At 46.2% G+C, this 14,465-nt stretch carries 12 protein-coding genes; 6 read left to right on the forward strand and 6 right to left on the reverse strand.

From position 1 onward, the window contains the following. Positions 1–119: 119 nt before the first annotated feature. The gene (locus G395_RS0116500) at positions 120–1,007 is read right to left on the reverse strand and encodes an EamA family transporter (RefSeq protein WP_026631065.1); all 888 of its coding nucleotides are present in this window, start codon (positions 1,005–1,007) and stop codon (positions 120–122) included. 65 nt (positions 1,008–1,072) lie between these two features. Further along, a complete protein-coding gene (locus tag G395_RS0116505) occupies positions 1,073–3,037 on the reverse strand; it encodes a S9 family peptidase (protein WP_026631066.1) in 1,965 nt (654 codons plus the stop codon). 233 nt (positions 3,038–3,270) lie between these two features. On the opposite strand from G395_RS0116505, the gene G395_RS0116515 reads away from it, so the two are divergent. The 6 genes from G395_RS0116515 to G395_RS0116540 all read left to right on the forward strand — a co-directional run bounded on the left by G395_RS0116515 (position 3,271) and on the right by G395_RS0116540 (position 7,208). Continuing rightward, complete coding sequence (locus G395_RS0116515) at positions 3,271–4,419, forward strand: SIS domain-containing protein (protein ID WP_026631067.1); 1,149 nt, start codon at positions 3,271–3,273, stop codon at positions 4,417–4,419. 12 nt (positions 4,420–4,431) lie between these two features. Further along, entirely contained in the window at positions 4,432–5,388 is a 957-nt protein-coding gene (locus G395_RS0116520; RefSeq protein ID WP_229204191.1) for a carbohydrate kinase family protein, read from the forward strand. Continuing rightward, a complete protein-coding gene (locus G395_RS0116525) occupies positions 5,385–6,212 on the forward strand; it encodes a class II fructose-bisphosphate aldolase (RefSeq protein WP_026631069.1) in 828 nt (275 codons plus the stop codon). Before G395_RS0116520 ends, G395_RS0116525 begins: the two co-directional genes overlap by 4 nt. A gap of 192 nt (positions 6,213–6,404) precedes the next feature. Continuing rightward, complete coding sequence (locus G395_RS0116530) at positions 6,405–6,644, forward strand: hypothetical protein (protein WP_169720047.1); 240 nt, start codon at positions 6,405–6,407, stop codon at positions 6,642–6,644. Next, the gene (locus G395_RS33095; protein ID WP_374754386.1) at positions 6,641–6,793 is read left to right on the forward strand and encodes a hypothetical protein; all 153 of its coding nucleotides are present in this window, start codon (positions 6,641–6,643) and stop codon (positions 6,791–6,793) included. The genes G395_RS0116530 and G395_RS33095 overlap by 4 nt, the downstream gene beginning before the upstream one ends. A 25-nt stretch (positions 6,794–6,818) precedes the next feature. Continuing rightward, entirely contained in the window at positions 6,819–7,208 is a 390-nt protein-coding gene (locus tag G395_RS0116540; RefSeq protein WP_026631071.1) for a hypothetical protein, read from the forward strand. A gap of 4 nt (positions 7,209–7,212) precedes the next feature. Here G395_RS0116540 and G395_RS0116545 read toward each other — a convergent pair whose 3' ends face one another. Genes G395_RS0116545 through G395_RS0116560 form a run of 4 tightly spaced genes read right to left on the reverse strand, consistent with a single transcriptional unit; the run spans position 7,213 to position 14,458 of the window. Beyond that, on the reverse strand, positions 7,213–8,715 hold the full coding sequence (locus tag G395_RS0116545) for a glycoside hydrolase family 32 protein (protein ID WP_026631072.1): 1,503 nt from the start codon (positions 8,713–8,715) through the stop codon (positions 7,213–7,215). Between the two features lie 42 nt (positions 8,716–8,757). Next, entirely contained in the window at positions 8,758–10,476 is a 1,719-nt protein-coding gene (locus G395_RS0116550) for a RagB/SusD family nutrient uptake outer membrane protein (protein WP_026631073.1), read from the reverse strand. Between the two features lie 12 nt (positions 10,477–10,488). Beyond that, positions 10,489–13,566, reverse strand: coding sequence for a SusC/RagA family TonB-linked outer membrane protein (locus G395_RS0116555; protein WP_026631074.1), 3,078 nt, complete (start codon positions 13,564–13,566; stop codon positions 10,489–10,491). Continuing rightward, on the reverse strand, positions 13,559–14,458 hold the full coding sequence (locus tag G395_RS0116560) for a carbohydrate kinase family protein (RefSeq protein ID WP_026631075.1): 900 nt from the start codon (positions 14,456–14,458) through the stop codon (positions 13,559–13,561). Before G395_RS0116560 ends, G395_RS0116555 begins: the two co-directional genes overlap by 8 nt. Positions 14,459–14,465: the final 7 nt, after the last annotated feature.

Here is a 14,465-nt window from a genome sequence, read left to right on the forward strand (position 1 = left end):
TCTTCGATCTCTAATATTGCTAACTTATATAATTTTGTGCAAAAAACTATATATGAAATAAAAAAATCTTCATTTCATTTCTATTTTCTTTCAAATATTGAGTTTTCTAATCTTTCAACTTATGCGTTGCTGGCTTCTTCAAACCCCATGAGCAGGGCTGCTACAATGGTCAGAATAATTCCTGCGATAATAATGGGATGTGGAATGGTTTGGTATAAGGCCAGTGATAATGTAACGGTAAGCACTGGCGCAAGGGCGGTGGTGATGGGTGCAATGATGATCGCTTTGCCGTAACGAAAGGCATAAACCAGGCAAAGCGCACCAAATGCGTTCAGTGACTGTAAGATAGCAGATAAGTAAGGGCCCTTAAACCCCCATTCGATAGGCTGGGTAAAATCCGTCATGTATAAGGCAAGCGGGATCAGCGCAATAGACGAGAGCATCATATAAAAATAGAGACTTTCGGCCGACATGATCTCGTTGGCAAACCGCATGATACAGCCTTGGGCCCCCCAGGCAAGAAGCGGTATAGCCGTGAGCGCCAGCCACATATAGCCGCTGGTCCGGGCCGAGCCGGCAGGCTGGTAGGAAAGCATAAAAATGGAAATCAGCGCCAGTGCAATTCCGATCCACCCTTTTTTGCCCGTTTTTTCATGAAGTAATACAACGGCCAGCAGGATCGTAACCACCGGCGTGAGTGACAGGATCGGGAAGACGAGATAGGCTGGCGCAATGCGCAGGATGAAGAAAAGCGCCAGTTGCCCGCCAGCTCCCAACAGGCCTACCGCGCTACCCCATAGCACCGATCTTTTATCAAAATCCAGTTTCCAGTTCTTTAATTTTAAGGCCGCCAATGCAGCCGGGATCATCGTCAGCGCCCAGACGGCGTAGCCCAATGTTGCAGGAAAGCCATTTTTCTCTGGAATTTCTATGACAGCGCCCCACACCCCGATGAACAGGACATGAATAATTACGTAAATCGGCCAGTGGTTTTTGGTGCTGCTCATTAATCTTTGATTTTGCTGCTTTTGTACAATTGGTGTTTCTTGATTTTCATGTAAGCGATTGATAGCTAAGGAGCTGCGGATTTAACATAAGTGTCAAACCAATTGATCATTCGCCTGTTCAGATCGGCTTTGCTGTATGGTTTCAGTTCGGGCCGCCAGCCGTGACCTTCGCCTTTGTATTGCACGAGCTGCGTCTTTACACCTTTCTTTTTCAGGGCGATATACATTTCTTCGGCCTGGGAAAAAGGAACTTCGTTATCGGTTTCGCCGTGAAGAATCAATGTTGGCGTGGTTACCTGGGCCGCATTCCGCAGTGGCGACCATTGCCAAAGCAAGTCGAATTGCTCATAAGCGCGGCCTCCGAATTCAGATTCCATTAAGGAGTGATACAAGGAAGTTCCCGCAAAACTGACAAGGTTACTGAGCCCGCCATCCGTAACCGCTGCTTTGAAACGCGAAGTCTGCGTGACGATCCAGTTTGTCATATAACCTCCGTAACTCTGGCCGGTCACGCCCAGTTGTGCGGCGTTAAGCCAGGAGTTTTTCTCCAAAACAAAATCCACACCGGCCATTAGATCCTGATAATCACCGCCGCCCCAGTTATTAATGGTGCCGTTCGAAAATGCTTGTCCGTAGCCGTGGCTGCCTCTTGGGTTTATATACACAACCGCATAGCCCGCCTGTGAAAGCAAATGCATACGTTCGTCAAAATCATGGCCAAACATGTTGTGCGGGCCGCCATGAATCAAAAGGATCAGCGGATAATGTTGTGTATGCTCAAAATCCACCGGCGGCATAAGCCATCCCTGGATTGCCGTTCCATCAAAGCTCTCAAACCAGAATGCTTCGGCTTGTTGCAGCGTTTTTGTTTCGAGCCAATCTGTATTTTCGTGCGTGATCTGGTCCGAAACTGCGCCGTGGTTTTTGGCTGAAAAAAGCTCAGCCGGATGATTTGTAGCTGACTTTACAAATACAAAGTCTTCTCCGTTTTTATCCAAACAAAATTCAGAAATGCAGCTTGCGCCGCCCAGAACTAATCCAACTTCTTCTTTATCAATGCTTACGCGGTAAATGGATGTGTCCCCACGATCACCCGCAGTGAAATAGATGTAATGTCCGGACGGATGCCAGCGAATGTGCTCAATCCGCCGGTCAAACGATTTGGTCAGATAGCGAAAGTTTTCACCGTTGGCAGAAATCAATGCGATATGCGTATCCTCAGCAGTGCTGTCGTTGGTCCCGAAGGCCCCTGAAACGGCCAAAAAGGCAATGTTGCTTCCATCCGGCGACCAGGCTGGTTGATAAGCCAGGCCCGTATGCTGCGTGAGGCGGGTGATTACTTTTGTAAAAATATCAACCCTCCAGACATCGCTCTCCTGCATATCATCAGGCCGCGCGCTTCTGTTGCTGATGAACGCAATGTGCTGACTGTCTGGTGACCAGCTAATGGAATGTTCATTAACCTGGCCCTGCGTGATCATTTCCGGTGATCCTCCCGCAGCAGCGATTATATGTATATGCGTATAGGAAGAGTCGGCATAAGTGGCCCTGCCTAGTCCGCCTTTGGATTTATAAAGCAGGCCGTCTATGACCCGGATATCTTCATTTTCTGGTTCTGCTGTTGCAATGTCTGCGCTGAGGTAGGCGATAAATTGTCCATCCGGCGACCAGATACAGTTCTTTTCTGCCAGATGATTGATGAAGTAGGAAGAATCATGCCGACGGACCAAAAATCGGCTTGCTGCTGTCTGAACGGTGTAAATGTAAAGGTCGCCTTCGGCGGTTTCGTATAAAAGCTCCTTCCCGTCGGGCGACCAGGCATGCACATTGCCTCGGCCCAAAATGGTTTTCGCAGTTCTGTCTGCCGACAAAAGAATCGTCAAATCATAACGATCATTTTCAGCTAAATCCGCTACGGAAATGTGATATACAAGCTCCCCGCCAACAGGAGATAGCAGCGGCGTGCCTACTTTTCTGATTTTGGATAAATCGGCTATCAAAAGTCCCCGGGATGAGGGCTTCGTTTCCATTGATGTCATATAAGTGGGTCTGGGAGCGAATGTCTTGTAACGTACATCATTTAGAAGCAGGTTACTTGCTAAAAATACGCTAATATTTTTCTGCAATATATAAGTAAGAATAAATAAAGTAAAAGAAAGGTTTAAAAATTCTTTTTACTTTCGTTTTATGATGTTTACTTTGAGAGGCCATCGAAATGTATTTCAAAATGAAACAAATATGATCCATAATTACCGCCCTAATAATGCAGAAAAATGAAATCAGTGTGCTCAAAAGCGGTGGGGAAGCACACACCCAGCGAGAAATCTTGTCACAACCCGAGCTTTGGCAGGAAGTATATCAACTAATTAATGAACAAAGTCAGGAAATAGCCGGCTTCCTACGTCCCATTTTACAAAAAGAGACCCTGAGCATAGTGCTGACCGGCGCAGGCACTTCGGGATTTATCGGTGAGGCGGCACAAGGAACTTTGCAAAAAACGTGGGACAGACCCGTTCGGGCGGTGCATACGACGGAAATTGTTACCCAGCCGGACGCTGTTTTTATCCGCTCGGTTCCTACACTTTTGATATCATTTGCTAGATCAGGTAATAGTCCGGAAAGTGTCGAGGCAGTGAGGCTGGCCGATGCTTGCTGTGATGAAATTTATCATTTGATCATTACCTGCAATAGTGAGGGCGCGCTGGCGAAAATGAATTCGGTTGCCGCAGGTCACATATACTGCATTGTTTTACCCGAAGCGACCAATGACAAGAGCCTGGCGATGACCAGCAGTTTTACTTGTATGTTGCTCAGTGCCATGCTGGTTGCGCGCGTAGATGCATTGGAAGGTGAATTCGAAAAAATCAAACACATCACGGATCAGGGGCATGCAATCCTGGATGAAAAGTATTTGCTTGAATCACTGGCCCTGAAAGGTTTTGAACGGGTAGTGTTTCTAGGCTCGGGAGCGTATCTGGGCATTGCCAAAGAATGTCATTTGAAATTGCTCGAACTAACCGATGGAAAGCTGTTGTGCATGTCGGATTCGTTTTTAGGTTTCAGGCACGGGCCAAGGGCTTTTGTGAATGAGCATACGCTGATCGTCTATCTGTTTTCAAGAAATCCGCACGTGATGCGTTACGAGCGTGATCTTGCCCATGACATTTCGCGTGACGCCAGGGAAATTCAATGTCTGCAAATAGGGCGTTTTTCCGGATTGTCATTGCCGAACAGCAGCAAAATAGAATTGGACATTGATCCTGAAAATCAATATCAGATGATCCCGGTTACGCTTGTAGGGCAGTTGCTGGGTTATTTCAGCGCAGTGCATTTTGGGATTGATCCGGATAGTCCGTCGACGTCGGGATCGATCAGCAGGGTGGTGCAGGGAGTAAATATTTACAAGGAATAATAATGAGCATTAATGATGGCTATTCCTAAACTATTGGTAGTCGGCGAATTGAATGTCGACCTGATCTTAAATAAAATCCAGGCTTTTCCGCAAGTTGGAAAGGAGATGATCGCAGAGGAGATGGAGATGTGCCTGGGCAGTTCTTCGGCCATTATGGCCGCTAACAGTGCTGCAATGGGTGTCGATACTGCGTTTTGTGGCGTAGTAGGGGACGATTATAACGGTGATTACATTCTGCGGGAACTGGAACGCAAGTCGGTTAGCTGCGCGCATGTCACGAAAGTCAAAGGCCAGAAAACAGGTTGCACGCTGATCTTAAATTACGAACAGGATCGGGCCAATGTGACTTATCCGGGTGCGATGAATGCGTTGACAATCCATGATATACCTTTTGAAAACTCTGCTGTTTACCAGCATTTGCATGTATCAAGCCTGTTTCTTCAAAAAGGGATTCAACACGACATTGAGCAGATTTTAATTAGTGCGCACGCGGCTGGTATGACCACTTCGCTGGATCTGCAATGGGACCCGACCGAGCAGTGGGAATTTGACTATGCGCGGTGCCTGCCCTATGTAGATGTTTTTATGCCAAATGAATCGGAATTGCTAGCCCTTACCAAAACCGGTTCGATCAACAGCGCAATTGACAAAATCTCACCTTACCTGAATACCCTGGCTCTGAAAATGGGCAGAAAAGGAAGTTTAGGAATCCAGGACGGGCAGCAAATTACGGTGCCTTCCTTTGAGGTTTTACCATTCGTGGACGCAATAGGCGCGGGTGATTCCTTCAATGCAGGATTTATTCAAAAATACATGTCAGGAGCTTCCCTGGAAGAATGCCTGCGGCAGGGCAACATGATGGGCGCATTGAATACGACCGCAGCGGGCGGCACTGGTGCATTTTGCGATCGTGCCAGATTGAAGGAGCGGATCAAAGATATTTTGGGAATCGAACTAAGCCTGATATGAAACTGAAAGAAAAACTACAAGAATTAACACAGCTCAAAAAAGGCTTGTTGGCTACCAATTATTACGATCTGGAAACATTACACGGTGTGTTGCAGGCTGCGGCCGAAACAAAACAGCCTGTCATTCTGCAACTTACCCAAAGTTCCATTGAGTACATGGGGCTGAAAACAGCCGTAAACCTGGGACGGAACGGATTGGAAGAATTCGGCGTGGAAGGCTGGATACATCTGGATCACGGCGGTTCGGTAGAGCTGGTGCAGCGCTGCCTGGATGTGGGTTTTGATTCGGTAATGATCGACGGCAGCGAGCTTCCTTTTGAGGACAATGTGAGGCTTACCAGGGAAGTGGTCGAGCGTGCAAGGAAATACGAAGCGCACGTGGAAGCTGAGCTGGGTTATGTTGCAAAATTAGGGCAATCACATCATACCACAGGCTTTACGCAACCAGATGAAGCGGCTGCATTTGTGGAAGAAACGGGGGTTGATGCCCTGGCGGTAGCCATCGGCACAGCGCATGGATTTTACAAAGAAGAGCCGAAGCTGGACATTGATCTATTACGCAAAATTGCAGAGAAAACTGCCGCGACCCTGGTTTTACACGGGAGTTCGGGCGTGCCGCATACGCAGGTGCAGCGGGCAATTTCGAACGGGATTTGTAAAGTAAACCTGGCGACCGAAATCAAGAACATTTTCATGGCTTCCCTAAAAGCCGAATTAACTTACACCAACGACATTGACCTTCGGAAAGTGTTTCCAAAAGCCACCTGCAAAATCACGGAATTAGTGAAAACCAAGCTGGAAATGGTCGGGAATATTCCGGCATAATTTGTGTTTTCCTTGCTGATTTCGGTAGCTGACAAACGGATTTTCATGTTTGTTTGCAAATTCAATCGATAGCCTCAATTCCTCGACTATAATGTTACAATCTGTTTTCAACAACTTAATGCTAAGGCCGGGCAACTGGTCTTAACATGGATTACTGTCTGTATTTCAATGTTTTCGGTGTTTGCGCAAACATTGAAAAAGCCTGAAAGTAACCGGTTTACCAAAGTTGTATTGGCCCAACGTCTTGAAGAACCCATGCAATTTCAAATTTTGAAAGATGGCAGAGTGCTTTATGCTGAAAGGAAAGGAAAATTGAAGGTTTATGACCCAAAGTCGGAAGCAACAGAGACGATAGGTGAATTCGCGGTCAGTACAAAATATGTGAGTAAAAAAGGGGAGGTTACCGAGGAGAAGACGGCGTGCAGGGTGTGATCCTTGATCCTGATTACGACAAAAACCATTGGATCTACATTTACTATTCCCCGGCTGGCGATCCGGCGAAAAATGTGCTGGTGCGTTATGAATGGCCTGGAAAAGAACTGTTGGAAAGCTCCCGAAGGTTTTGCTTGAAGTCGTGGTGACTTAAAAGGTATTGTAAGGTATATTTTGACACCAAAATCCGCAAACACATTGCCGGTAAAAGGAAGCTACACAACGATTGTCCCAAAAGGCCATTCCGACGGCAGCTTCATTTTCCGTGCCGCCTATACGGACCGCGGTGTAAAATCGTTGCCTGCGCAATCTGCACAGGCAACGATTTTACTAAGAAATCCGCTGGTATCCGTCTTTTACGCCGATCAGGCTGATCAGGTCAGCTTTGATGACGACAGTACGCGTGCATTTATCGAGAAGTCCGGCGCTTTTTTAAGATTTGAAAAAACTGATTTAACAGAAATTAAAAATATCGAGATCCTTGGTTCGTCGGAAGAACATGGAGATAATGCTCGTTCCGGCGTCATTGAAGCACGGGCTAATCCGGTTTGGTTCTGGAAATAGATGATTATTCTACCGAAGGTTTCAAAACCGTATATTTCAGATTATCAACAGTAATGCCTGAAACGGATTTAATAGATAATTTGGACATTGGCGTTTCAGGAAAGAAAATATCGGTCATCACCGTTAACCCGTTGTCGGCAAATAGCTCTACGGAAGCAACATCTGCAATCAATGTTAGTGGAATGTTAGTTTCGGCTGCAAACCTGGGTGCAATGTGTTTTTCTCCAAAACCCTTTTCAAAGTCGATTTTTCCTGATTTGGAACGGTCAATGTAGTATTGATTTTTAGCTTTGTCATATCCAATGATCAGTTCGTTGCCTGCTTCATTGGCTAGTACGATGGAGAAATCGGCTGTGTTTTTGGTCGTTAAATCCAATCTAAATAAGCCGGTTTTGTTTTTTGCTTTATCCGTCAGATCCAATTGATCTTTCACCTTTACACTTTTCATTGAAAAACCAGTCGTGTTCAGCACATCCAGTTCTTTAACCGGAACCGAAGTCAGGTAAATTTCTTTGCCAACCGTTTTCAACCCCAGTTCACGGGCGATTGTATTGGCGCTTCTCCACGGATCTGTGGGAACCTGATTGGCGTATTGCCAGTTGCTCATCCATCCCATCAGAATGTTGCGGTTGCCTGTGTTGGCGAATGTTACAGCTGCATAATTGTCGGTTCCGAAATCCAGCCATTTGGTTTCTTTTGAGTTGGAAGTGAATGTCTTACCGTCAAAATTTCCTAGGAAATACTGACCAGCAGAACCCTTGTTTGGGCCACCCGGGTTAATGTTGACGATCAGCACCCAAATGTCTTTCCCTTCGTGTTTGATCGGAAACAGATCAGGACATTCCCATACGCCGCCATGGCCGCCTTCGTTTGCTCCGAATTCACTTTCACGCGTCCACGATTTCAGGTCAGGTGACGAATAAAATGTAATTCTATCTTTGGTTGCCAAAGTCATCACCCATTTTTTCTGCGCCTCAAACCACCTAACTTTCGGATCGCGAAAATCGGTTATGCCCGGATTTTGAAGCACGGGGTTGCCCTTGTATTTCGTCCAGGTTTTGCCGTCGTCCAGGCTGTATGCGATGCTTTGCGTTTCGTGTTTGCCGGTTTTTTGCTTTTCCTGAACTGGGTCGTGATGCGTGAAAATGGCTACTAATGCGTCTTTCCCGAATCCGGCTGTATTATTTTTATCTACAACCGCACTTCCCGAAAAGATGTAACCCAGACTATCCGGATACAAAGCGATCGGCTGCTCTTTCCAGGCGATCATATCTTTGCTCGTAGCATGTCCCCAATGCATGGGTCCCCAAATCTTGTCGTCGGGATAGTATTGATAAAACAAATGGTAAATCCCGTTGTGATACACCATCCCATTCGGATCGTTCATCCAGTTGGCTTTTGGGGTAAAGTGAAATTGCGGGCGGTATTTTTCCTTAAATGTCTGCGCGATAGCGGTTGAGCCGGTTATAGCGCAAATGAGGAGTAATGCAATGATTATTTTTTTCATATCGTTATTTGATTGTTTTTGGATCAGACCAGTTGCTGACATTTACCAGCCTGCATTCTGTTTGTACAAGCCACTGCTGAAATTAATTTGATTCAATGGAATCGGAAGATATTCATCCCGACCGGCTATAAAGCGGGCATCTCCTAAATGCGTTGCCCTGGTTTTTTCAATCTGGAAATAGGCATTAATCGTTTGCGCCGCAACGCCCCAGCGAACCAGGTCGAAGAAATGGTAGCCTTCGCCCGCAAATTCAAGTCGTCTTTCCCAGCGCAAGGCCATTCTTGCATAGTTCTGTGTCCAATCCGAACTTTTAACGTACGGTTTGATCCTGAAATTGGCCGTAGGTTTTCCATCCGCTGTTACTAGCAAACCAATGCTTGTGGCTGCGCGGGAGCGTATCCTGTTGATCAAAGGAAATGCTTCGTCGTGTCTACCCAGTTCTATTAATGCTTCTGCTTTCCAAAGCAGCACATCTGAGAACCTGATAATCTGCCAGTTTTTCGCACTGGACATAAAAGGAGGCACTTTTTGAAAAGACGGATCCGTTGGCAAAACCACTTCTTTAATGCTGGCAAAAGCGCCGTAAACCGCCGGGGCACGCGCCCAGGATTTTTGGAATACATAATTTTTTCCATATTTAAACGGAGCATTTGGCCTTGCTACGGTGTGGTCCAGCCGAGGATCGAACGAGCTGGTCTGGAAGTCGAGGGATGCTGCCACGTCATTCGCAGCGTAGGTTTGAAACAGCGGCAGTCCGTCAGCACTGGTTTTGAAGGAATTGATCAGGTCGTGGCTGGGGACGTGGAAACCGCAGCATCCGTATTCCTGATTCATGGTATAATTCAGCGCATGCCCGTAGTCAAGCCTTCCTAGCGGCGTTCCGTCGTTTTTTGAGTATTGGATTGCAAATACGGACTCCGGACCGTTTTCTGTTGCTGTTAAAAAGTTGTCAGCAAAATCAGCACTTAGGTTGTATTTGCCAGAGTTGATCACTTCATCACAAATTGCATTTACTTCCGTCAGCACGGCTTTGTTAATAGTTACTAGGGCATGGGTTTCGTTTTGTTCATATGCCTTGTACAAAAGGGTTTTTGCCAGATATGCTTTTGCTGAAAACTTGTTAGCGCGGCCTTTGTCGCTCTGGTCGTCAGGTAAATTCTCAGCGGCACTTCGGAAATCGGCTTCAATTTTCGACCACAGTTCCGCATCTGATAGCTTGTCATTGGAAATGGTCGGATAGTCGGTTTTGTCGATGGTTTCGTCTATGTAAGGGACATATTTGAACAAGATTTTCAGTAAAAAGTAGAAGTGCCCTCTCAGGAATTTCAATTCACCCATACGAACTGCCTTTTGCGGATAATCCGCGTCGGACATTGCGCTTACCCTTCTTAATGCATCATTTGTCCGGCTGATGCCAACATACAATCTGAACCAAACCTGGTCAATCAATGCATTATCAACCCTGTTCAGGGAAAATGTTTCGAACAAATGAAATTCGGACAAATCACCCGGCCCGTCCCCGCCTTTGTACATATCGCCTCCGCGAATGCTCCCATAAGCCCACATACTGGAAAAAGGAGAGGTGTAATGATCATTTCCAAGTGCGGAGTAGGCGGCTATAACCATCTTGTCCACATTTTCAGGCGTATTCAAATCGTCGCCCGAAATGACACCTTGTGCCGGTTCTACCAGCGCATCATCGCAGCCCGTGAAAAGCACCATGAGCAATGTCAGGGCGTATATTAATTTTTTAGTGATCATGATTTCAGAATTTTAGAAAGTGACATTCAGTCCGATAGTTCCTATGACGGGGATGGGGAAAGCAAAGTTTGGAATCTCAGGGTCGGGGCCTGTGAAAGCTTTACTTTTAATTGTAAATAAATTACTCCCTTGTAGATACACGCGCGCACTCTGGATTTTCAGGCTATTCAAACTCTTGAAATTGTAGCCGATCTGTGCGTTTCTCAATTTCAAATAGGAACCGTTTTCAATAAAGTAAGTCGAGAAGCGGCCTTCGTTATTCCTGTCTACCAATGTCAGCGCAGGGATATCAGAACTTGTGTTTTCGGGCGTCCACGCGTCCAGCGTCCGTTCACCCCAGTTGGTGCCCGTCCAGAGTGACGAGAAATCGGTGTAGGTTTTGAATTCGTTTTGAACCTTTACATTGATCCCCTGGAAGAAAAAGCTCAGATCGAAATTTTTCCAGCTTACGGAAGTGTTGAAGCCATACATATACTTTGGCGTGCTGTTTCCGATGAAATCCCTGTCCTGCGCATCAATGGTGCCATCGCTGTTCAAATCTGCATATCTGATTCGCCCAACACCTTTTCCCGGCTGGGTTGCAGCATTATCCACTTCGCCCTGATTCTGGAATATTCCGTCGGCTACGTATCCAAAGAATGAATTGGCCGGGCGGCCTAGTATGGTCTTATCCGTTCCGTTTCCCGGATAGGATGCGATCACCTCTTTGGGTAAATAAGTGATTTTGTTTCGATACAGGGAGAAGTTACCTGTCAGGTTGATTCTTAGATCGTTGCCAATTTTTGTGTCATAGGAAAGCAAAGCTTCGAAACCGCTGTTCTTCATCGAAGCGCCATTTGTAAATCTGTTTCCACCATCGCCAATCACAGCCAGATAGGCCGGGCTGATCAGGATGTCGGATGTTTTTCTTTGAAAATAATCAACAGAGCCAGTTAATGTGTTGTTTAAGAAACCAAAATCTACACCAAAATTCGATTCAGCTAGCGATTCCCATCTCAGGGCATCATTACCTTGTTGGATTAATGTAAATCCAGACGGAAGCTGACCCGTGCCATTTCCGCCAATGTCATACGCACTGCCATTATCAAAATCCCAGGTTGGATCGCTGCCGTAAATGGCTGAGTATAAAGACTGCGTAGCATTATTCGGGATTTCCTGGTTACCCGAGCGACCCCAGCCGTATCTCAGTTTTAAGTCGGAAATGAAAGGAATATCTTTAATGAATGCTTCTTCGCTCAAACGGTAACCTAATGAAAATGCAGGGAATGTTCCGAAGCGGTTATCCTTTCCAAAACGTGAAGAACCATCCCGGCGTACAGTTGCCGATGCCAGGAATTTGTCGGCATAAGTGTAATTAACTTTCGCGAAATAGGAGAAAAGGGAATTCGCACTGCCGCTGCCGCCATTATTAATGTTGTTGCTTCCAGCGTTCAGATAACTATAATTGATATTCTCCAATGCCAGGCCTCTTCTGCTTGCCGAAAATTCTTGGGAGATATATCGGATGCTTTCCTGACCCACAACGATTCCGATCTGGTGCTTACCTGTTTGAATGTCATAGTTCAGCGTATTTTGCCAGATCGAATTTCCCGAGTAGTCCTGGAAGTTAGAAATCTGATTGGTTGGATCAGACAAAAAACCGGAGGTGTACGATTTTCGGAGCAGCCTTTTGTAACCACCGCTGTAGTCAATTCCGTAGCTGGTTTTAAGATGCAGTTTTGGGATAATTTCCAGGTCAGCAAATACATTTCCGAAGAGTCGGTAAAAGTTGCCTTTATTCTGCCTGTTGTCCTCAATCAGCCTGACAGGATTTTGTCGGTCAGTCATTCCGGACGCAGGGCCACCCCAGCCGCCAGCCTCGGTGTAGACCGGCACAACGGGCTGCGATACTAGCGATGCAAACAATATGTCGGCGGTAGGAGACTGCACATCCTGGATGTAAGTAGCAGACAGGTTTTCTCCAATTTTTAGTTTTGATTTAAAAAGGGAGAAATCCGTGTTCAGCCTTGCCGTGTATTTTTTATTATGCGTCGATTTTACAATTCCCTTATTATCGTAATAGCCCAACGAAAACATCGTATTTCCCTTTTCAGAACCATTGGAAATAGACATATCATACGATTGAATGATAGACTTTTGTGAAATCTCATCATACCAATAAGTGTTCGCAGGTTTCATCGTTTTTGCAGCATCAATGAATTCGGGATACTTTACTTGATTCAATGACGGACTATTGAAGTCGTTATTCCAATCGTATTGATAAATCTGGTTGGCGTTCGGATCTGCTTTGTCATTGACTGCTGCCTGCCAATAAGCCCGGCCTCTGCCGTCGGCATTCAGTGTTTTTAATTTAGAAGCGTAATCCTGAATTGAAGTGGAAATGTTCACATTCAACCGCGATTGACCGTTTTTTGCTTTTTTGGTGGTAACAATCACAACGCCATTTGCAGCCCGAGAACCGTAAATGGTTGCGGACGAAGCATCTTTCAAAACTTGGATAGATTCGACGTCAGCTGGGTTTATTTCATTCAATCCTCTTTTGGTAGGAATGCCGTCGATGATGTAAAGCGGATCATTATTGCCCAATGTGCTGCCTCCTCTGATCCTTACCGTGGCACCGCCACCGGGCGCTCCATCCGTGGTGATCAACACACCTGGCACTCTTCCCTGCAATGCTTTCGCCGGATTACCCACCTGGCTGTCTTTTATGTCTTTAATGTTCACCACACTTACAGCACCTGTGATATCTTTCTTTCGCTCAGACTGATAGCCGGTAACAACTACTTCATTCAGGCTTTTTGAATCATATTCCAGCGTCACATCCATGATACTGTTCGTGCCCGGAACCACTTCACTAGGCACCATGCCCACGTAAGAAAATACCAGCGTTGCATCACTATTAATGCTGATGCTATACTTTCCATCAGCGTCAGATAATGTGCCATTGGTTGTACCCTTTTCCAGGATACTTACTCCGGGGAGCGTCACGCCGGCGCCGTCTTTCACGGTTCCGGTAATGTTGGATTGAGCAGCCGCAAGTTGCACCCAACAGAGTATGGCAAAAGCGAGAAGCGGTAGTCGTTTAAACATGATTCGTTTGATTATTTGTTAGAAAATCAGCAATTTCTTTTTCGGCAATAACAGGTGTAGCACCTGAATAGGACGCAACCAATGCACCAACTGCGCAGGCTTTTTTGAGGGCTGTGGGAATGGACGAGCCGCATATGTATTCTTTGAGGAACATCGCCAAAAAGGAATCGCCGCTGCCAATGGTGTCCTGCACTTCCACTTCATATCCGCCTTGCGAATGAAATCCATCGCTGGAAAGAACGAGCGCGCCATCGGCACCGAGCGTTACACAAACCAGTTTCAGGTTGAAGCGTTCGTAAAGGAATTTCATCTGCGTTTCCACTTCGGGTTGTATGCCAAACCAGGTGCAAACGGTGTTGAGCTCATGCTCATTCACTTTTACAATGTCGGCCTGTTCCAGCAGATATTCGGTGATGACTCTGTCCAGATGCGGGGGACGAATGTTGACGTCAAAAACTTTCAGTTTTGCATCTTTTAGCAATTCAAAAAGCGTGTCGCGTGATTGCTGGCTGCGAACGGAAAGCGTGCCGTAGACAAACACATCTGAGTCCTTAACCAATTGCTTGTTTTCAGGCGTCGTCATAATGTAATCCCAGGCCACGGGCTGCACGATTTTGTAAGTAACTTCTGTTTTGTCAGTCAGATTTACCTTTACAATGCCGGTAAGGTGCGTAATGCCGGTTTGGATAAAATCTGTATTAAGATCCTGATTTTTAAGGTAATCCATGAGCTCAACGCCTAGGTCGTCGTCACCGACGCGGCTGATGAATGCCGGATTCAAGCCAAAGTTTTTCAGGTGAATGGCCACATTCATGGGTGCTCCGCCGGGTTGTTTGCCCGAAGGCAGCATGTCCCAAAGCATTTCTCCGAAAACGGTTATTTTTGGTGTCATATAAGTT

Origin of the sequence: Dyadobacter alkalitolerans DSM 23607 (assembly GCF_000428845.1) — a bacterium.
GTDB classification, from domain to species: domain Bacteria; phylum Bacteroidota; class Bacteroidia; order Cytophagales; family Spirosomataceae; genus Dyadobacter; species Dyadobacter alkalitolerans.

Coding starts and splice junctions, on each gene's coding strand:
- G395_RS0116555 (WP_026631074.1), bottom strand. CDS start 13,566: ATGTTTAAACGACTACCGCTTCTCGCTTTTGCCATACTCTGTTGGGTG.
- G395_RS0116520 (WP_229204191.1), top strand. CDS start 4,432: ATGATGGCTATTCCTAAACTATTGGTAGTCGGCGAATTGAATGTCGAC.
- G395_RS0116500 (WP_026631065.1), bottom strand. CDS start 1,007: ATGAGCAGCACCAAAAACCACTGGCCGATTTACGTAATTATTCATGTC.
- G395_RS0116505 (WP_026631066.1), bottom strand. CDS start 3,037: ATGGAAACGAAGCCCTCATCCCGGGGACTTTTGATAGCCGATTTATCC.
- G395_RS0116515 (WP_026631067.1), top strand. CDS start 3,271: ATGCAGAAAAATGAAATCAGTGTGCTCAAAAGCGGTGGGGAAGCACAC.
- G395_RS0116550 (WP_026631073.1), bottom strand. CDS start 10,476: ATGATCACTAAAAAATTAATATACGCCCTGACATTGCTCATGGTGCTT.
- G395_RS0116560 (WP_026631075.1), bottom strand. CDS start 14,458: ATGACACCAAAAATAACCGTTTTCGGAGAAATGCTTTGGGACATGCTG.
- G395_RS0116525 (WP_026631069.1), top strand. CDS start 5,385: ATGAAACTGAAAGAAAAACTACAAGAATTAACACAGCTCAAAAAAGGC.
- G395_RS0116545 (WP_026631072.1), bottom strand. CDS start 8,715: ATGAAAAAAATAATCATTGCATTACTCCTCATTTGCGCTATAACCGGC.